The organism is Williamsia sp. Y721 (assembly GCF_059683565.1).
This window is the reverse complement of the sequence record NZ_JCASNH010000005.1, coordinates 522490-541160: the sequence shown is the minus strand read 5'-3', so window position 1 is coordinate 541160 and position 18671 is coordinate 522490. Positions and strand designations below refer to the sequence as shown.

At 63.5% G+C, this 18671-nt stretch carries 16 protein-coding genes; 12 read left to right on the top strand and 4 right to left on the bottom strand.

Translation table 11 applies throughout. The features are described 5' to 3' along the window. Nucleotides 1-140 precede the first annotated feature (140 nt). The 7 genes from AC56PL_RS26005 to AC56PL_RS25975 all read left to right on the top strand — a co-directional run bounded on the left by AC56PL_RS26005 (nucleotide 141) and on the right by AC56PL_RS25975 (nucleotide 9017). Nucleotides 141-2345: an acyl-CoA dehydrogenase family protein gene (locus AC56PL_RS26005; RefSeq protein ID WP_497155606.1), complete on the top strand. Its 2205-nt coding sequence runs from the start codon at nucleotides 141-143 to the stop codon at nucleotides 2343-2345. Nucleotides 2346-2437: 92 nt separating this feature from the next. Further along, a complete protein-coding gene (locus AC56PL_RS26000; RefSeq protein ID WP_497155605.1) occupies nucleotides 2438-3496 on the top strand; it encodes an acyl-CoA dehydrogenase family protein in 1059 nt (352 codons plus the stop codon). A 5-nt stretch (nucleotides 3497-3501) separates the two neighbouring features. Continuing rightward, nucleotides 3502-4665 (top strand): acyl-CoA dehydrogenase family protein, encoded by a 1164-nt coding sequence (locus tag AC56PL_RS25995; RefSeq protein WP_495517220.1) that lies wholly within the window; start codon nucleotides 3502-3504, stop codon nucleotides 4663-4665. Nucleotides 4666-4678: 13 nt separating this feature from the next. Then, entirely contained in the window at nucleotides 4679-5695 is a 1017-nt protein-coding gene (locus tag AC56PL_RS25990; RefSeq protein WP_497155604.1) for a bifunctional MaoC family dehydratase N-terminal/OB-fold nucleic acid binding domain-containing protein, read from the top strand. After that, nucleotides 5692-6177, top strand: a complete 486-nt coding sequence (locus tag AC56PL_RS25985) for a MaoC family dehydratase (protein WP_495517222.1) — start codon at nucleotides 5692-5694, stop codon at nucleotides 6175-6177. The genes AC56PL_RS25990 and AC56PL_RS25985 overlap by 4 nt, the downstream gene beginning before the upstream one ends. Beyond that, a complete protein-coding gene (locus AC56PL_RS25980; RefSeq protein ID WP_482140817.1) occupies nucleotides 6174-7346 on the top strand; it encodes a lipid-transfer protein in 1173 nt (390 codons plus the stop codon). Before AC56PL_RS25985 ends, AC56PL_RS25980 begins: the two co-directional genes overlap by 4 nt. 36 nt (nucleotides 7347-7382) lie before the next feature. Further along, the gene (locus AC56PL_RS25975) at nucleotides 7383-9017 is read left to right on the top strand and encodes an AMP-binding protein (protein WP_497155603.1); all 1635 of its coding nucleotides are present in this window, start codon (nucleotides 7383-7385) and stop codon (nucleotides 9015-9017) included. Nucleotides 9018-9047: 30 nt separating this feature from the next. Here the strand turns inward: AC56PL_RS25975 and AC56PL_RS25970 are convergent, their stop codons facing one another. Continuing rightward, entirely contained in the window at nucleotides 9048-9791 is a 744-nt protein-coding gene (locus tag AC56PL_RS25970; protein WP_497155602.1) for an SDR family oxidoreductase, read from the bottom strand. A 158-nt stretch (nucleotides 9792-9949) separates the two neighbouring features. Here AC56PL_RS25970 and AC56PL_RS25965 point away from each other — a divergent pair, with 158 nt between their 5' ends. Beyond that, nucleotides 9950-10510, top strand: coding sequence for a TetR/AcrR family transcriptional regulator (locus AC56PL_RS25965; RefSeq protein WP_497155654.1), 561 nt, complete (start codon nucleotides 9950-9952; stop codon nucleotides 10508-10510). 208 nt (nucleotides 10511-10718) lie between these two features. Beyond that, nucleotides 10719-11930, top strand: a complete 1212-nt coding sequence (locus AC56PL_RS25960) for an HNH endonuclease signature motif containing protein (RefSeq protein WP_497155601.1) — start codon at nucleotides 10719-10721, stop codon at nucleotides 11928-11930. Between the two features lie 189 nt (nucleotides 11931-12119). Here AC56PL_RS25960 and AC56PL_RS25955 read toward each other — a convergent pair whose 3' ends face one another. Further along, a complete protein-coding gene (locus tag AC56PL_RS25955) occupies nucleotides 12120-13775 on the bottom strand; it encodes an MFS transporter (RefSeq protein ID WP_497155600.1) in 1656 nt (551 codons plus the stop codon). 196 nt (nucleotides 13776-13971) lie between these two features. Here AC56PL_RS25955 and AC56PL_RS25950 point away from each other — a divergent pair, with 196 nt between their 5' ends. After that, on the top strand, nucleotides 13972-14097 hold the full coding sequence (locus AC56PL_RS25950) for a hypothetical protein (RefSeq protein ID WP_495517227.1): 126 nt from the start codon (nucleotides 13972-13974) through the stop codon (nucleotides 14095-14097). Between the two features lie 22 nt (nucleotides 14098-14119). Here AC56PL_RS25950 and chsH3 read toward each other — a convergent pair whose 3' ends face one another. After that, nucleotides 14120-14992, bottom strand: coding sequence for an enoyl-CoA hydratase ChsH3 (gene chsH3, locus AC56PL_RS25945; protein ID WP_495517228.1), 873 nt, complete (start codon nucleotides 14990-14992; stop codon nucleotides 14120-14122). Next, entirely contained in the window at nucleotides 14992-16737 is a 1746-nt protein-coding gene (kstD, locus tag AC56PL_RS25940) for a 3-oxosteroid 1-dehydrogenase (RefSeq protein WP_495517229.1), read from the bottom strand. The genes chsH3 and kstD overlap by 1 nt, the downstream gene beginning before the upstream one ends. A gap of 164 nt (nucleotides 16738-16901) precedes the next feature. On the opposite strand from kstD, the gene AC56PL_RS25935 reads away from it, so the two are divergent. After that, the gene (locus tag AC56PL_RS25935) at nucleotides 16902-17690 is read left to right on the top strand and encodes a fumarylacetoacetate hydrolase family protein (RefSeq protein WP_495517230.1); all 789 of its coding nucleotides are present in this window, start codon (nucleotides 16902-16904) and stop codon (nucleotides 17688-17690) included. Nucleotides 17691-17750: 60 nt separating this feature from the next. After that, the gene (locus tag AC56PL_RS25930) at nucleotides 17751-18671 is read left to right on the top strand and encodes an acetaldehyde dehydrogenase (acetylating) (RefSeq protein ID WP_497155599.1); all 921 of its coding nucleotides are present in this window, start codon (nucleotides 17751-17753) and stop codon (nucleotides 18669-18671) included.

Below are 18671 nucleotides of genomic sequence, written 5' to 3'. Positions count from 1 at the left end.
ACACGTTAATCGCTGGCACCGAAAATGCGATTTGGGAGCCGCGTGCCGCAGCCCCTTTCATTCTGCCGCCTCGAACGTGCAATATTAGAACAGGTTCTACCACGCACCGACAACTCCGAGTAGTCAGGATGTCCAGGCCTATGACGATCGCTACCACTCAAGAACATACCGCTGTGGCCGATGCAATTGGTCAATGGTCCAAAAAGGTGTCGGCGATCACCTCGGTCCGCGCGGCCGAGCCCGGATCCAATCTGCAGGCCGATGCCTGGCCTGCACTGTTCCCCGAACTCGCGGGTCTCGGGGTGTTCGCGGCCGCGGTACCGGAGAGCAAGGGCGGAATGGACGCGATGTTCATCGACCTCGCCGTCATGCTCGAGCAAACGGGCTACGGTCTCGTTCCCGGTCCGGTGGCCGGAACGGCCGTGGGTGCCCTGCTGGCCGCGGTGACAGGCGCGCCGAATGAGAACGCGTTACTCGGGCAGCTGCTGGCCGGTGAAGTCGGCGTCGCGATCGCAACGGCTGTGCTGACGGGCGGTGGCGTGGTCCTGTCGACCGAAACCGAACGCGGCGTCCTGTCAGCTGACGGTGATCTCGGACTGGTCGCCGGCTATGCCGACGGTGTCGCACTGCTGGCGCCGGTGGACATCGCGGGTAGCCGTCGGTGGGTGCTGTTGGAACCGAAAACGCCGGGGGTCGTCGCCGACAAAGTCGAGGGCGTCGACTTCTCGATGGACCTGGCGCGGGTCCGCTTCGAACAGGTCCGGATCCCCGCTCATGAGGTTCTGCACGTCTCGGACTCATTTGTGCAGGCAACGGTTATCGCCGGGATCGCCGCTCAGGCGGCCGGAGTTGCCCGCTGGTGCCTCGATACCGCCGTCGAGTACGCGAAGGTGCGGGAACAGTTCGGGGCGCCGATCGGGAGCTTTCAGGCCGTCAAACACATCTGCGCGGAAATGCTCTGTCGCAGCGAACTGGTCGGCGCCGCGGCCTGGGACCTCGCCGAGGCCATCGACGAACTCACCGAAGCCGACAGTGCCGACCGCGAGGCGGCGACGGCGCAGCTGGAGATCAGCGCCGCAGCGGCAGCCGCGGTGGTCGCCGAATTGACCGTGGCGAACGCCAAGGATTGCATCCAGGTGCTCGGCGGGATCGGGTTCACCTTCGAGCACGATGCGCACCTCTACCTGCGTCGGGCGTTGGCCTGGCAGGCCCAGCTCGGGGGTCCGGGGCAGTGGCGCAAGCGGGTCGCCGAACTGAACCGGTCCGGGGTGCGTCGAACGTTCACGATTGATCTGGGGGAGGCCGAGCGCGACCGCCCGCAGGTCCGAAAGCAGGCGGAGTCCATTGCGGCCGCACCGGATCTGCGCCGGGCACTCGCTTCCACCGGATATCTGACCCCGCATTGGCCCACGCCGTACGGACTAGGCGCCGACGCGTCGCACCAGGTGCTCATCGATTCCGAACTGGAACGAGCGGGCGTTCGTCGTCCGGACCTCGTGATCGCGGGGTGGGCGATCCCGACGATCGTCGCGCACGGCACCGACACGCAGCGTGAGCGGTTTGTGCGGGCGACACTCGACGGCGAGTTGTTGTGGTGTCAGCTGTTTTCCGAGCCGGGGGCGGGCTCGGACCTCGCCTCGCTGCGTACCAAGGCCACGAAGGTCGACGGCGGCTGGCGGCTGCAGGGGCAGAAGGTGTGGTCGTCGCACGCACACGAGGCCGATTGGGCCATCTGCCTGGCCCGGACGAATCCGGATGTCCCCAAGCACAAGGGGATCACCTACTTCCTCGTCGACATGAAGTCGGCAGGCATCCAAACACGGCCACTGCGCGAGTTGACCGGGCGGTCCCTGTTCAACGAGGTCTTTCTCGATGACGTGTTCGTCCCCGACGACTGTGTGGTCGGGGAGGTGGACAACGGCTGGAGGCTGGCACGCACCACGCTGGCCAACGAGCGCGTGGCGATGGGTGGCTCGGCGCTGGGCAAAGAGATGGAAGCGCTTCTGGATCAGGTCGGCGACTCGGTGCTGACCGATGCGCAGACCGAAGGTCTCGGCGACCTCATCGTGCAGGCACAGCTCGGGCAGGTCCTGGATCTGCGGACGGTGCTCGGGTCGATCAACGGGACAGATCCGGGGGCGGTGGCCGGTGTCCGCAAGCTCATCGGGGTTCGGCATCGCCAATCGGTGCCGGAGTTCGCCCAGCAGTTGCATGGCACCGAAGGCCTCGCGTTGTCCGCGGCTGCCGACACGTTCCTGCTGAACCGGTGCCTGTCCATCGCGGGTGGCACCACCCAGATCCTGCTGACGGCCACGGCCGAGAGGCTGTTGGGTCTGCCTCGGTGACGTCGCGCCGCAGCTTGGCGCAAGTCGAAACGGACACCGTGTTCGTCTGATACAACTAGAACAAGTTCTAATTCTTTGGAGGGGTGTAGAACGTGGATTTCACGCTGGATTCCACCGCCCAAACTGTGAGCGATGTCATGGACTCGGTGCTGGAACGGCACGAGACGGTCTGGGACGCGGATCTGACAGATCGCGGGGGGTTCGAGACAACGTTGTGGTCGGCACTGGCCGGTGGCGGTGTTCTGGCGCTGCCATTGCCGGAGAGCCTGGGTGGTGATGACGTCGGTGTCGGTGCGCTGATCCCCGTCGCCACCGCGTTGGGACGGGCCGCGGCCGTGACACCCGCGATCGGGACCCTGATCTCGGGTCTTGCGCCACTGGCGACCCGGGCTCCCGACGTGGCGGTCGAACTTGGTGCCGCGGTGCAATCGGGTGGCTGGTTGGCGGCCGCCATCAACGAACCGGGCGCGGCGATGACGGCCACGCCGCACACATCGGTATCGGGCGGGAAGCTGACCGGGACCAAAACCGGTGTGCTGCACGCCGAGGGCGCGAGCGCCCTACTCGTCGCCGCCGATGCGGGTGTCGCGGTCGTCGCCGGTGATGACCCGGGCGTGACCATCACCCGGACCACCTCGTCGTGCGGGTGGGGCGAATACACGGTCGAGTTCGACAACGTGCCGGTCCGGACCATCGTCGAGGGCGATCCGGATTGGCTCATCGAGCATCACGCGCTCGGCATCGCGGCCTACGCCGACGGATTGGTCGCCGGTGCGATGAAGCTGACGGCCACCCATGTCACCGAGCGAGTCCAGTTCGACAAGCCGATCGGCACATTCCAGGCCGTACAGCAGCAACTCGCAGACATCTACGTGGTGGCCCGGTCGATGACACTGGCGACAACGGCGGCCGGCTGGCGTTTGTCCGAAGGTCTTGATGCGGGGTCGGATCTGGCGGTGGCCACCTATTGGCTGGCGCAGGAGGTCCCGGCCACGATGCGGACGATGGTCCACCTACACGGCGGCATCGGCGTCGACCTCACGTACCCGTTGCACCGATACTTCTCGATCGCCAAGGATCTCTCGCGCCTGGTCGGTGGACCCACGAGCCGCCTCGATGCATTGGCCGAGCAGGTAGAGGCAGGAGCGTAAACCCGATGTTCATCGATCTCACCCCAGAGCAGCGCAGCCTGAAAGCAGAGCTGCGCGAATACTTTTCGACGCTGATTTCCGAAACCGATGCCAAGGTGATGCTCACCGAGCGCCACGGGCCCACCTACCGCAAGGTGATCCGGCAGATGGGCAAGGACGGCTGGCTCGGTGTCGGATGGCCAAAGGAGTACGGCGGCCGCGGCTTCGGCCACATCGAACAGCAGATCTTTGTCAACGAGGCCGCCCGCGCCGATGTGCCCTTGCCTTCGGTGACGCTGCAGACGGTCGGACCGACGCTGCAGCTCTACGGCAACGAGGAGCAGAAGCAACGGTTCTTGCCCGCGATCCTCGCCGGTGAGGTCCACTTCGCGATCGGCTACACCGAACCCGATGCCGGCACTGACCTCGCGTCGCTCAAGACCACCGCGGTACGTCGCGGCGACGAGTTCATCGTCAACGGGCAGAAGATCTTCACCACCGGTGGGCATGACGCCGATTTCGTCTGGCTCGCGTGCCGGACCGACAAGGATGTCGCCAAGCACAAGGGCATCTCGATCCTGATCGTCGACACCACCGACCCCGGATACAGCTGGACCCCGATCATCACCGCCGACCATGCACATCACGTCAACGCCACGTACTACTCGGACGTTGTGGTGCCTGCCAACATGGTGGTTGGTGAGGTCAACGGCGGCTGGCGGCTGATCACCACACAGCTCAACCACGAGCGGGTCATGCTCGGTCCCGCCGGACGACTCGACGGACTCCTCGCCCGGATCACCGAGTGGGCGGAGCGTCCGGGCCCCGACGGCACAGTTCCGGCAAAGCACGCGGACGTGAAACGTGCTCTGGCAGAACTGCATGCCTACTACCGGATCAACGAGTTGCTCAACTGGCAGGTGGCAGCAGGCGGCGATTCGATCTCGATGGCCGATGCCGCGGCGACCAAGGTCTTCGCCACCGAACGGCTACAGCACGTTCACCGATTGATCGACGAGATCCTGGGCAGGCACGGAGATTTCTCCGACCCGCAGACCGCGGCGCTCGCCGACTGGTTCGACGTCCAGGCCAAACGCAACGTCGTGATCACTTTCGGTGGCGGTGTGAACGAGGTGATGCGCGAGATGATCGCCACTGCCGGGCTCGGGCTGCCCCGTGGAAAGCGCTGAGAGGAGCCATTCCATGACAACCGTTGACACGTCAGCGATCATCGCGGCCACCGACAGGGTCCGGGCCGCGGGCACCAGTGCGCCGGTGGCCGGCCGCGACCCCATCAACACGGCCATGATCAACAACTGGACCGAGGCCATCGGGGACAACAACCCGATCTACGTCGACGACGATGCCGCCCGCGCTGCGGGATACGACGGCATCGTGGCTCCGCCTGCGATGGCGCAGGTGTGGACGATGCGGGGACTGACCCGGGTGCGTGCGGATGATGATCCACTCGGTCGGGTGACACAGATTCTCGACGACGCGGGTTACACGTCAGTCGTTGCGACCAACTGTGATTCGACCTACCACCGGTACACGAAGCCTGGTGAAGAGGTGACCATCGAGGCCGCACTGACAGATGTGGTGGGGCCCAAGCAGACCGGGCTCGGCGAAGGATGGTTCTTCACCACCAGGAACACCTGGAAGGTCGGGGACGAAGTGGTCGCCGAGATGGACTTCCGGATCCTCAAGTTCCGGCCACCGGCCAAAGACCCGGAGCCATCTTCGGCGGACACACCGGTGATCTCATCACTCGGTTCACCGTCCGACGATTTCGATCCGGCAAAGATGATGCGCCCCACCCCCTCTCTGGACACGCTGTTCTTCTGGGACGGTGTGCGCGAGCACGAGTTGCGGATCCAGAAACTCGAGGACGGATCGCTGCGGCATCCGCCGGTGCCGGCGATCTGGAAGGCCAAGGGCGAGGACACCGACTACGTGGTGTCATCCGGCCTGGGCAGTGTCTACAGCTATGTGGTGCACCATGCCCCCAAGGTTCCGGGCCGAAAGGTGCCTTTCGTCATCGCGCTCGTCGAAATCGACGAAGGTGTGCGGCTTTTGGGTGAGCTCCGCGGGGTCGAACCCGAGCAGGTCGAGATCGGGCTTCCGGTACGTGTCGAATTCCTTGACTTCCCGGCGGTCGACGGTGCCGCCGCCTGGACGCTGTACGCGTGGCAGCCCGCCGGAACAGGAGTGCAGCAATGAATGTTCCCCCCGCAGTGCCCACAGTTGTCCCTCCCACCAACCCTCCCGCGGCGGCGGTCGGTCTCGAACTACCGACTCTCACGGTGACTGCGACGCCGACGTTCGTGGTGTCGACGGCCCTGGCCACCAGGGACTTTCAGGACGTCCACCACGACCGCGACCTCGCGCACCAGAAGGGGTCGAAGGACATCTTTGTCAACATCCTCACCGACACCGGACTGGTGCAGCGGTACATCACCGACTGGGCAGGTCAGCGCGCGCAGATCCGGTCGATCAAGCTACGACTCGGTGTGCCCTGGTACGCCTACGACACGTTGACGCTCAACGGCACCGTGAGTGCGGTGGATGACGGTCTGGTGACGGTCGACGTGGTCGGCAAAGACAGCCTCGGAAACCACGTGACGTCGGTGGTGACCCTGGTGATGGACCATACGGAAGTCAGTGCACCGGCAGGAAAAAGTGAAGCGGGAGTGAGCCGATGAGCGGGTTGTCCGGCAAGGCGGCCATCGTCGGTATCGGCGCCACCGACTTCTCCAAGAACTCGGGACGCAGCGAATTGCGGCTCGCCGCCGAAGCGGTCACCGCGGCGCTCGCCGATGCCGGATTGACGCCGGCAGACGTGGATGGACTGGTCTCGTTCACCATGGACACCAACACCGAGATCGCGGTCGCCCGCGCCTCTGGCATCGGTGAGTTGAAGTACTTCTCTCGCATCCACTTCGGTGGGGGAGCAGCGTGCTCCACCGTGCAGCAGGCGGCGATGGCGGTGGCGACCGGGGTTGCCGATGTGGTGGTGGCCTACCGGGCCTTCAATGAGCGGTCGGGCATGCGGTTCGGGCAGGTGAACACCTCGCTGGTCGCGCAGGACAACTCGTCGGGCACCGACAACGCCTTCAGTTACCCACATGGGCTCAGTACCCCCGCTGCGTTCGTGGCCATGGTGGCCCAGCGTTACATGTACGAATATGGCGCCACCAGTGCAGATTTCGGACAGATCGCGGTGGTGGATCGCAAGCATGCAGCGGTCAATCCGGAAGCCTTCTTCTACGGCAAGCCCATCACGCTCGACGATCACCAGAACTCGCGGTACATCGCCGAACCCCTACACCTTCTTGATTGCTGCCAAGAATCCGATGGTGGAGTGGCGATTGTGGTGGTGTCGGCCGAGCGCGCCAAGGACCTCCCGCATACGCCGGTCGTCATCGCGGGTGCCGCATCGGGCAGTGGCGAAAACCAATACATCATGACCAGTTACTACCGCGACGACATCGCCGGACTTCCCGAGATGGGATTGGTGGGCAGGCAGTTGTGGGAGCAGTCGGAGCTTCGCCCCGACGACATGGATGTGGCGATCCTCTACGACCACTTCACCCCGTACACGTTGATGCAGCTCGAGGAGCTCGGATTCTGCGGTCGCGGCGAAGCGAAAGATCTTGTCCGCGAACCCGGTGCACTCGAAGTGGGTGGCCGGCTTCCGCTCAACACCCACGGGGGACAACTCGGGGAGGCGTACATCCACGGAATGAACGGCATCGCCGAAGCTGTCCGACAGCTTCGTGGTGACTCGGTCAACCAGGTCGACGGGGCAGGTGCGGTGGTGGTCACCGCCGGCACCGGAGTCCCCACCAGCGGTCTTGTCCTGACCGCATAGTTCGTGCCAAGTTCTCTCGCAAAGGAGATTTCTCAGATGGCCTTCAACCTTGCCGATGTATTCGAGACCGTCGCCGACTCGGTTCCCGACCGGATTGCGTTGACCTACGAGGGTGTTGATCACAGCTACCGCCTACTCGAGCGTGAGTCGAATCAGGTGGCACACATGTTGTCGGCCGCGGGAATCGGTGCCGGCGACCATGTCTCACTGTTCCTCAAGAACAGCCTCGAGCACGTCACCACCATCCTCGGCGTCATCAAGCTGCGTGCCGTCCCCATCAACATCAACTATCGCTACACCCCGGCAGAGCTGCTCTACATCTTCGAGAACTCCGACTCGGTGGCGATAGTTGTCGAAGAACTCGAACATCAGGAGAACCTGGCACAGATCGTCGGACAGATCCCGACCTTGCGGACGGTGCTGGTCATCGGGGAGATCTCGGGGGCGCTGGCCGACGCCGCAACGGAGGCCGGTGTCAGTGTCCTTCCCTTTGCACCGGAAGGGTATTCGGATGCGCGGGACTTCGAACCCCGGACGGGTGATGAGCTGTGGGTGCTCTACACCGGCGGCACCACCGGGTACCCCAAGGGGGTGATGTGGCGCCACGACGACTTCTTCCACAAGCCGTTGTCGGGCGGTAACCCATACGAGGACAACAACCCGCGCAAGAACCTCGGCGAAGTTGCCGCAGCGGCTAAGGAGTTCCCCGATCTGGCCTTCTTGATCGCGGCACCGCTGATGCATGGCGCGGCGCTGTATTCGCTGTTCACGTTCTTGACCCTGGGTGCGCGCCTGGTGTTGATGCGGGCGTTTGATCCCGAAAAAGTCGTGCGGTCCATCGAGTCCGACAAGGTCAACGTGATCCTGATCGTCGGCGACGGCATGGGTTCGCCACTTGCCGATGCGATGAACAAGCTGAAGGACGAGGTCGACATGTCGGCGCTGTTCTCGATCACCTCGGGCGGTGCGATCTGGTCGGTCGGTGTGCGAGATCGGATGGTCGCGGCGAAGCCTGATTTGTTGCTGCGCGACAACTTCGGGGCCTCTGAATCCGGCAACGACGGTGCCTTCGAAGTCCGGGAGGACGGCACGTTGGCAATGCCACCGTCTTCGAAGATGACGGTGCTCGACGAAAAACTGGAGCCGATCGAACCGGGCTCCGGCGAGGTGGGGATGATCGCGCGGATCGGGAACGTGCCCCTGGGCTATTACGGGGACGAGGAGAAGTCGGCGCGAACATTCCCCACGTTGCCCGACGGCACCCGCGTATCGGTGCTCGGCGATATGGCGCACGTCGAGGCCGACGGCACCATCGTCTTCCTCGGACGCGGTTCGCAGTGCATCAACACCGGTGGCGAGAAGGTGTTTGCCGAAGAGGTCGAGGCCTGCCTGCACGCTCACCCCGCGGTCGCCGATGCATTGGTGGTCGGCGCCCCCGACGAACGTATGGGGCAGAAGGTCTCGGCCGTGGTTGCGGTCCGCCCGGACCAGACCGCGCCTACGCTCGACGAAATCCAGGAACACTGCCGAACGATGCTGGCGGGTTACAAGATTCCCCGTCTACTGGTGTTGGTGGACGAGATCAAACGGACCCCGGCAGGCAAGGCTGACTACCGGTGGGCCAAGGACGCCGCACTCGGCACATCGGTTTCGGGCGCGGTGAGCAGCTGAGGTAGCCCGGGGGCGTTGTGCCGCATGCGATCAGGCAATGCCGCCGTTGGCGTACAAAGTCTGTCCGTTGACCCATCGTCCCGGGCCTGCCAGGAACGCGACGACTTCTGCGATGTCCTCGGGCTCGCCCAGTCGCTCCAGTGGGGCGGCGCTTGCCAGCTGGTCGATCAGTTCGCTGGGTTTGCCGTCGAGGAACAATGGTGTTGCGGTTGGGCCCGGCGCGACGACGTTGACGGTGATGTCGCGCCCACGTAGTTCGCGCGCGAGTATCAGCGTCAACGCCTCGACAGCTCCTTTCGTTGCGGCATACGCGGCGTAATTCGGTTGTTGCAGACGGGTTATCGAGGTGGAGAAGTTGATCAGCGCGCCGCCCGGGCGCAGTTTCTGGGCCGCGAGCTGGGACACGACAAACGTCCCTCGGACATTGGTCCGGTGCATTCGGTCGAAGTCGTCGAGATTCATGTCGGCGACAGGTGCGAGCAGCATGATGCCCGCAGTGTTGACAACGATGTCGACACCACCGAATTGGTCGGCGGTCTGATCGAAAACACGCTCCATCTGGGTGTCGTCCGCAACGTCACCGCCGGCAGTGATGGCCGTCCCGCCGCTTGCAGTGATGCCGTTGGCCACCGCTTCGGCTGCCGCTGCCCGTCCGGCGTAGTGGACCACCACGTTGTTGCCGTCGGCAGCGAGGCGTTCGGCGACCGCCTTTCCGATTCCGCCGGAGCCGCCGAAGACGATCGCGGAACGGGCATTGTGATTGTTGCTGACCATGGCCAGTTCCCTCCATAAGTGGACTAGTTGTACATAAACTGAAATGTAGACTACTTGTACATATGAGGCAAGGGGTGAGGCCATTGACGACGGACGGGTTGCCCGCCGAGAAGGACATCAAGTTGCGCGCCGGAAGAGGGCGCCGCGCGGCAGCGGACGTGCACCAGGCTGTTCTTGCCGCGACGACGGAGCTGCTGTTCACCGGCGGAATCAAAGCCGTGACCTTCGACAAGGTCGCAACTTATGCCGGCGTCAGCAAGATGACCTTGTACAAGTGGTGGCCGTCGCCGGGGGCGCTTGCGCTCGAGGCGTACTTCTCCGCCGTCGAGGTGGAGCTGGGTTTCCAGAACACTGGCGACCTCGGCCGCGACCTCAAGGCGCAGTTGCATTCCTTCATCCACCTGCTCGTCGACACCCCTCGAGGTCGCGTGATCGCAGAGTTGGTGGGGCTTTCCCAATCGGATCGCGCACTCGCCGCAACGATCGAGACGACGTACACGCGACCGCGCCGCCAACTCGCGGTCGACCGCCTTCGGCTGGCGCAGGAGGCGGGTGAGGTTCGCGATGATGTCGACCTCGAAGTGGTGGTCGACCAGTTGTGGGGTGCGGCCTACCACCGGCTGTTGCTCCCGGCGCAACCGTTGACCGCCGCCTTCGCGGACGCTCTGGTCGACAATATTCTCCGCGGCATCGGCACTCCCTCCGCGCACAGCGACTGACTCCGCGGGCTCATTCGTCAGTTGTTTGTCTGTCTACCGAAAGACGTTGCGGTGGAGTCAGATACACCACTTTCTACCTTGCGAACATGCGTTCGACTCGGTATGGTGGAGTCAGTCGACCACAAGCACGACGTATCTGACGCCTTCCTCGCAGAGACACTCCGGTCGACGCCCCCCGGTTTGCTCTCTCCTTGGAAGGTGCTGTGCTATGCGACTTCTCGAGATGGTCGACGATCTCGTCGACCTGGTCTTACCCGATGATCCAACTGCCACGTTGGGCATGGCGAAGGATCTGATCACCCTACGCAACGCCACCGAGCATCAGCTCGCGGTGTGCGCCGCGGTGATCGACGAGTCGGGTATCGCCCGTAAGGCGGGGTCTACCACGTCAAAGTTGTTGCAGGCCAATGGTGCGGTACCAGCATCGGCGTATCGGTGGTTGCGCATCGGTCCGGGCCTCGCCGGTCTGGATCGTACTGCCGGGTATTCACGGGACGGGTTTTTGTCGTCCGAGCATGTCGATGCGGTGGTCAAAGGGGTTGCGCATATTGTTGGCCGGTCCGAGGTTCCTATAACTTCCGAACAGCAGGTTGGCTTTGAGCGGAAACTGTTGAACCAAGCCATCTCCGGAGCCGCACCAGCTGAGATCAGCGCGGCCGCTCGATTGCTGGGGAACGAGGTGGCGAAAGACACGGGTGGTCCTCCGCCGGCTGAAGACCGGTCGCTGAACAGTCTCGAATACAAGGTTCACGAGGGCCGTTGTGTCGGCACATTCGATCTTGATGCGGTGATTGGGGAGAAGTTGCACTCGGCGTTGGACCTGTGGTCAAGGGCGCGTCCTGAACCCGACGGCTCCGATGATCCGCGTTCCCCAACCCAGCGTCGCGCTGACGCGTTGCATCAACTCTTGGATTGCGGTGGTGGCGGACAAACGTTGGTGTCGGCGCCGCGGACCGAGGTGATGGTGACCGTGCCCGCCGACCATCCCGAGGCTGCCACACTGCCCTGGATGGGTCCGGTCACCGAATCGACCGCCGCGATGTTGGCGTGCGATTCGTCGATCACCTCGATCACCCTTGACGGGCAGCAGGTGCCGGTCGATTTGAGTCCGCCGAAACGTCTGTTCAAGGGTTTGGTCCGTAAGGCGAGCATCATCCGCGACACCTGCTGCGTGAAATGCGGGGCCAAGGCCGGTTGGTCGGACTGTCACCACATCGTGCACTTTGTCGACGGCGGCCTGACCACCCTCGAAAACGGGTGCTTGCTGTGCCGCACCTGCCATATGGCGGTGCACAACACCGACTGGGACGTGATCATGGGTTCCGACGGCCATCCGTGGCTGATCCCACCCGCCGGTATCGATCCGCAGCGAAAACCGTTACCGGCCTACAACCGGCGAACCCTGACCCTCGCCGCCTGAACCAACTTCCGCCACCGTCACCACTTCTCCCTCCACTGGCGCACCCGAGATCTTGTCGGGACCGCGCACGCATCTTTGACAACTTCATAGCGTGAAACGCGTGGTGCTGCCGTCCAGACGAGCTGGGCGGCAGCACCGAGTGGGGGACGTTCGCCGACATTTCCAAGCGGTGCAACGCCTCTGCTGACGTCAGTCTCTGATGCCCGCTTCGGCTTTGGCGGCGGCACGCTCTGCCGCACCGTCGTCGATCTGTTTGGGCGTGAGGAAGACAAGGCCGATGGCCGTTGCCAGGCATACGCCGCCCAAAGCGAGGCATGAGGTTCCCATCGGTCCTTCGAAGGCCTCGATGGCGCCCTTGCTGATCCGTGCGGCGAGCTCTGGTTGGACGGGGGACAGTTGGCCTGCCACCTGAAGCGCTTCGGCAAGAGTGTTGGTGATGTGCTCGCTGATGGAGTCGGCAGCGGTCGCGGCTTCTTGCGCTCGCTCCGTTTGTCCGGCGGCTTCGAGCTGTTTGGACAACTGTTGCATCGACGCCTCGGCGTCCGCGGCGACAGGTTCGATGTTCCGGGTGTAGCCGGCGGCCAACAAGCTGCCGCCGACAGCGATTCCGATCGCTGAACCGAGCTCGCGGGCGGTGTCGTTCACCGCTGACCCGACGCCCTGATTGTCGGTGGGTGTGTTGACCATGATCGCGGTGGTCGAGGGTGCCGTGGCGATACCCAAACCGATTGCCAGGATGATCATTGCGACGACGATGGTCTGATAGCTGTCGAGGCTGACCGCGCCGAGATAGATCGAACCGACGCCCATCGCGGCCATGCCGAACACCAGGATGGTCCGCAAACTCGTTCGGGTGGCGAGCCAGTTTCCGATCAGCGAGAACACCATCACCAGACCAACCATCGGCATCAGGGCGACTGCGGCCTTGAGCGGTGAGTATCCGAAGACCAGCTGCAGCTGTTGCAGTAGCACCAGGAAGATCCCGAAGACCACAAGGAACTGCACCGTGATGCTCAATGTGCCGGCGGAGAATGCGCGGTTGTTGAACAGACGTACGTCGAGCAGCGGTTCCGGGTTCTTGAGCTGCCAGAACCAGAATGCCCCGATGAGCAGGAGACCGCCGATCAGCGCCAGCAGCGACAGCGGGTCGAGCCAGCCGCGATGCGGTGCCTCGATGAGGCCGTAGACAAGTAGGCCGATCCCGCACGCCGAGGTGATCGATCCGATCCAGTCGAATCGGTGCGTGGTCGAGTCCTTGGATGTCGGGATCGTGCAGGCCAGTACCGCGGTGACGGCCGCAGAAATGCCGAATGTGACGAATATGGAGTGCCAACTGAAGAACTCGAGAAGCACGCCGGTCACGAAAAAGCCTGCAATGCCGCCGGATCCACCAACGCCGGCCCAGATACTCACGGCAAGATGGCGTTTGGATTCGGGTACACCGGCGGTGATGACTGACAGCGTCGCCGGCATGACAAACGCCGCGCCCACGCCCGTCAGTGCGCGGGCGGCGATGAACTGATCGGGGTTGGACACCCAGATCGGGAGCAATGAGCCGATGGTGAAGACGATGAGCCCGCCGATCAGTACCTCACGGCGCCCATATCGGTCGCCGATGGCCCCGGCCGGAAGCAGGAGGGCGGCGATGGTGAGTGTGTAGCCGTCGATCAGCCAGGTCACCTGATTGGAGGTGGCTCCGACGGCAGGGGCTATTTCGGGAATCGCGGTGTTGAGGGAAGCCATCGCGGCGATGACCAGGCTCAGTGCGGCGCAGGCGACCACGATGAGCCAAATCGCGCGGAAACCAAGCTTGTCGCGCGTCGGGGTGCCCCCGGAAGAGTCCATTTATCTAATTTAGGCGAGTGAAACGTGTTCTAGGCAACTGTTCGCGTTGTGTAATCGTTATCACTGGCAGCAGTGTCGACCGCGAGTATCACCTGTCCCGTGTGTCACATTAGTCACACTGGTAACGGAAATTGTTGAAGTTGCTGGTGACGACCGACCCAGCCGGGCTGGCCCTATTCACAAGAGAGGGAATCTGATGACCTCACTGCATGTCCACACAACTCCGGTTATCAAACTGCGTATCTGGCGGCTTCTCGCGCTGCTTGGCTCTTTGGCCGCAATTTTCGTCGGCCTGGTTGCCATCTTCATGAGTGCCGCCTGACCCCAGTTCGGGCCGGGCTTCGTCAGTCCTGGTGACGAAACGTGGTCAGCACTACATTTCCGAGCGCTGGTGCGTCATCACGTTCGGCGACCGATGCCGTGATGAGGAAGCGGGATCCGTCCTCCCACACCCTGATTCGTAGCGTCTCTCCGGGAAAGACGACTCCGGCGAACTTGGCGCCAAACCGTTCGACCCGATCCACGTCTCCATCGAGCAGTGTGTCCACAACAGCGCGGCACACCGTCCCGTAGGTGCACAGTCCGTGCAGGATCGGCCTCGGGAAACCCGACTTCTCGGCGAACTCCGGATCGGAATGCAGCGGATTGCGGTCACCGCACAGCCGGTAGAGCAAGGCCTGCTGCGGAAGTGTCTTTGCCTCGATGACGTGATCTGGTTCGCGATCGGGATAGGCGACTTTGTCTGAATTACCCCGTTCGCCACCGAAACCGCCCTCGCCCTTGGCGAAGATCGACGAACGCGCGGTCCACAGGGGCTCGCCCGCATCGTCGACGGTGGTGAACTCCTCGATGATCACCGCGGCCGAACCCTTGTCCTGCAGCTCGATGATCCTGACCGTGGTGGTTGCCGATCCCGATGCGGGAATGGGCTTGTGCACCAGTACTTCCTGCGAACCGTGCACAACGTTGGCGAGATCGATCTCGACGCCGGGCTTGGAGACCTTCGGCGGTTCGGTGTCATGGAAATGTGCGGCCACGGTCGCGAATGTGGGCAACACCTTCGGGTGGTTGTCGTCGAAATAGCCCAGGGCTGCGCGGTCCAGCGGATCGGCGCCTGCACCAACCCCGAGGTTGTAGAGCGCGACATCTGAGGCGTTCCAGCTGTAGGTTTCTTTCGAGACCACCGCGCCCAGCGCGATATCCGGGTCGATCGCCATCAGCTCGCCTTCTCCTTCTTAACTCGTTCCTGTTGCGCATGTGCGGTGATGTCGAGAGCCGCGAGGTAACCGAAAACCATTGCCGGACCGATCGTTGCGCCGGGACCCGCGTAAGTGTGGCCCATCACCGGCGCGCTGGTGTTGCCCGCGGCGTACAAGCCGTTGATGGCAGAACCGTCCGGGCGAAGTGCGCGTCCGGCAGCGTCGGTGTTGATGCCACCTTTGGTGCCGAGGTCGCCTGGCACCATCTTGACCGCGTAGAACGGGCCTTTCTTCAGCGGGCCGAGGCTCGGGTTCGGCTTGTTGGTGATGTCGCCGTAGTAGTGGTCGTACTTGCTGACCCCCCGGCCGTAGTCGGCGTCGACGCCCTTCGCCGCAAACTCGTTGAACCGCTTGGTGGTCTGGGCGAGGCCCTCGGCCGGAACGCCGATCTTCTCCGCAAGTGCCTCGATGGTGTCGGCCTTGGTGATCACACCCGACTTGTACCAGTTGCCGGGCAGCGGTTGCCGTCCGGACACCGAGGCGAACATGTACCGGTTGCGGTAGGTCTGGTCGAAGACCAGCCAGCACGGCAGATTCTCTCCGGGACCTTCACCCTGGCCGAACTCGCCGCCGTACATCTGATGCACCGCTTCGACATACGGCAGTGATTCGTTCATGAATCGTTGGCCGCGGTCGTTGATCATCATGCTTCCCGGCAGCGCGCGCTCCGACAGTGCGAACCAGGGTCCGCGGGGGAGTGGGATGGTCGGGCCCCACCACGCATCGTCCATAAAGCTCACGCCGGCACCGATTTTGAGCCCGGCGTTGATTCCATCACCGGTGTTGGATTCGGCACCTGTGGTCCATTGGGATCCGATCGGCTGACGCTGGTACTTGTGCCGCATCTCGGTGTTGTGCTCGAAACCGCCGCAGGCCAGCACCACACCGTGACGGGCATGGAGTGTGCGCCTTGTTCCGTCGGATTCGACCTCGATGCCGACAACCCGGTCGCCCTCGGTCACCAGCTCGACGAGTCCGGTGTTCAGCTGCAACGGAATACCGGCTTGCCGGACACCGAGCAACAGTTCTGACATCAGGGCGGCGCCCATTGCGATCAGCTTCTTGCCGGTGAGCTTGGCCCAGGTGAACCGCATTCCGACCTTCATGAACCGGAGCGGGCCCTTCCAGTGCCGCAGACCGGTGCTCAGCCAGCGGTAGTCCGACTGCATCACCACCACGTTCAACGGGGACTTCGTGTACGGCGGGTGAAGTGTCTTGAAGTCGTCGCCGAGTTTGCGTGAATCGAAGGGCCTGGGTTCGCAGGATCGTCCGTGGACGCGCCCACCCGGTGCCTCCGGGTAGTAGTCGGAGTAGTTCTTGACCCATTCGAGGTCGAGTGGGGAGTGTTCCATCAAGAATTCGAGGGCTTCGGGGCCTCGATCGATGTAGGCGTCGATCCGATCCGGCGAGACCACATCTCCGACGATCGATCGGACGTAGGTGCGGGCGGCCTCGCGGTCGTCCTTCACGCCGTCGCGCTTGAGGAGTCGATTGTCCGGAATCCACACGCCGCCGCCCGAGCGGGACGTCGACCCACCCCAGTAGGCGGACTTCTCGACGATGATCGTGCTCAGACCGTGCGCCGCGGCGGTGATGGCGGCGCTCATGCCGGCACCTCCGGCGCCGACAACGATCACGTCATACGTTTCGTCTCCCCGATTCGGCACGCTGCCGTCACCCTGTCCGCTGTCCGGACCACTCATGATTCGCCCCTTCGCGCATCGCCGACTTCCACCCGCAAGGTAGAACACGTTATAAACTGCCTCAAGAGGCAGGCTATACCAGCCCGGAACGGGTTGGCGAGGCCTTCAGAGGGTCAAAACAGAAACACGTTCTATTTCGCTCGAACCGAGAAGTGAGGCAAGTGGTGACGATCTCCGACCGGCTGCGCCGGCAGATTGCCGACGATCTGGCGTCCGCCGAGCTACATGCCGCCGCCATCGATCCGCCGGCTGCGGCGTACCCGGATCTCGACGTGACCGATGCCTACGAGATCCAGCTGATCAACATCCGGAAACGGCTGGCCGCCGGTGCCACGATCGCCGGCCACAAGGTGGGTCTGGCGTCCGAGGCGATGCAAAAGATGATGGGCGTCGACGAGCCCGACTACGGACATCTGCTCGACGTGATGGAGTACCACGAACACACGCCGATCGACGCGACGAAGTTCTGCTACCCCCGTGTCGAGGTGGAGGTGGGGTTCATTCTGGGAGAAGATCTGCCCGGCGCCGGATGTACCAATGAAGACGTGATCGCGGCGGTGGAGTGGGTGGTTCCCTCCATCGAGCTCATCGACAGCCGAATCCGGGACTGGAAGATCTCCCTACCCGACACCATCGCCGACAACGCCTCCTCTTGCGGTTGGGTGCTCGGTGAGCAGCGGGTTCGGATCGCGGACATCGACACCGGCAATATCGACGCCACCCTGCACCGCAACGACGAGCTTATCGCCGAAGGCAATTCCAGTGCAGTCCTGGGACACCCGCTCAACGCGGTGTCGTGGCTGGCCAGGAAGGTCGAGAGTTTTGGGGTCAGGCTGCGCAAAGGCGACGTGATCCTGCCCGGAACCGCGACTCGTGCGATCGATATTCGTTCCGGGGATCACTTTGTTGCCGACTTTGTCGGGTTGGGAAGTGTCACTTTGGATTTCAGCTAGACAGAGGCGTCATTACCGATTGATTTTCGCCACCGGAACAGTCCAACGTTAGGAGTACACGTGGCTGACAAGATCACCGCCGCAATCATCGGATCGGGCAATATCGGCACCGATCTCATGTACAAACTCGCACGCTCAGAGGTCATCTCACCCAGATGGATGGTGGGTATCGACGCCGAGTCCGAAGGTATGAAGCGGGCCGCCGACCGCGGGCTGATCACCATGTCGGGGGGCGCCGACGAACTACTGGCGTCGGCCGAGAAGCCGAATCTCATCTTCGAGGCCACGTCTGCGTACGTGCACCGCGAGTACGCGCCCAAGTACGAGGCCGCCGGTATCACCGCCATCGACCTGACGCCCGCGGCCGTGGGACCCGCGGTGGTGCCGCCCGCCAACCTGCGCGAGCACCTCGATGCACCGAACACCAACATGATCACCTGCGGCGGGCAGGCCACCATCCCGATGGTGCACGCCGTCTCGTCGGTGGTTCCGGTGGTCTACGCGGAGATCGTCGCGTCGGTGTCGTCGAAGTCTGCAGGCCCGGGTACCCGTGCCAACATCGACGAGTTCACCAAGACCACCTCCCGCGGCATCGAGACGATCGGTGGTGCCGAGCGCGGCAAGGCCATCATCATCCTCAACCCGGCCGATCCGCCGATGATCATGCGCGACACCATCTTCTGTGCCATCCCTGAAGACGCCGACATCGACGCGATCGCCGAGGCGATTCACAAGCGCGAGAAGGAGATCCAGGAGTACGTGCCGGGATATCGGCTGTTGCAGGATCCACAGTTCGATCCGCCGAGCGTCGGCAATGGCGGGATGGCCCGGGTGTCGATCTTCGTCGAGGTCGAAGGTGCGGGCGACTTCCTGCCCCCGTACGCAGGGAACCTCGACATCATGACCGCCGCCGCCACCAAGGTGGGCGAAGAGATCGCGAAATTGAAACTGGCCGCAGCACAGAAAAAGGTAGGGGTCTGA

Bases quoted from the DNA above. Each gene is read 5' to 3' on its own strand.
- AC56PL_RS26005 (WP_497155606.1), top strand. From the start codon at position 141: ATGACGATCGCTACCACTCAAGAACATACCGCTGTGGCCGATGCAATT.
- AC56PL_RS25995 (WP_495517220.1), top strand. From the start codon at position 3,502: ATGTTCATCGATCTCACCCCAGAGCAGCGCAGCCTGAAAGCAGAGCTG.
- AC56PL_RS25990 (WP_497155604.1), top strand. From the start codon at position 4,679: ATGACAACCGTTGACACGTCAGCGATCATCGCGGCCACCGACAGGGTC.
- AC56PL_RS25985 (WP_495517222.1), top strand. From the start codon at position 5,692: ATGAATGTTCCCCCCGCAGTGCCCACAGTTGTCCCTCCCACCAACCCT.
- AC56PL_RS25980 (WP_482140817.1), top strand. From the start codon at position 6,174: ATGAGCGGGTTGTCCGGCAAGGCGGCCATCGTCGGTATCGGCGCCACC.
- AC56PL_RS25975 (WP_497155603.1), top strand. From the start codon at position 7,383: ATGGCCTTCAACCTTGCCGATGTATTCGAGACCGTCGCCGACTCGGTT.
- AC56PL_RS25970 (WP_497155602.1), bottom strand. From the start codon at position 9,791: ATGGTCAGCAACAATCACAATGCCCGTTCCGCGATCGTCTTCGGCGGC.
- AC56PL_RS25960 (WP_497155601.1), top strand. From the start codon at position 10,719: ATGCGACTTCTCGAGATGGTCGACGATCTCGTCGACCTGGTCTTACCC.
- AC56PL_RS25955 (WP_497155600.1), bottom strand. From the start codon at position 13,775: ATGGACTCTTCCGGGGGCACCCCGACGCGCGACAAGCTTGGTTTCCGC.
- AC56PL_RS25950 (WP_495517227.1), top strand. From the start codon at position 13,972: ATGACCTCACTGCATGTCCACACAACTCCGGTTATCAAACTGCGTATC.
- chsH3 (WP_495517228.1), bottom strand. From the start codon at position 14,992: ATGGCGATCGACCCGGATATCGCGCTGGGCGCGGTGGTCTCGAAAGAA.
- kstD (WP_495517229.1), bottom strand. From the start codon at position 16,737: ATGAGTGGTCCGGACAGCGGACAGGGTGACGGCAGCGTGCCGAATCGG.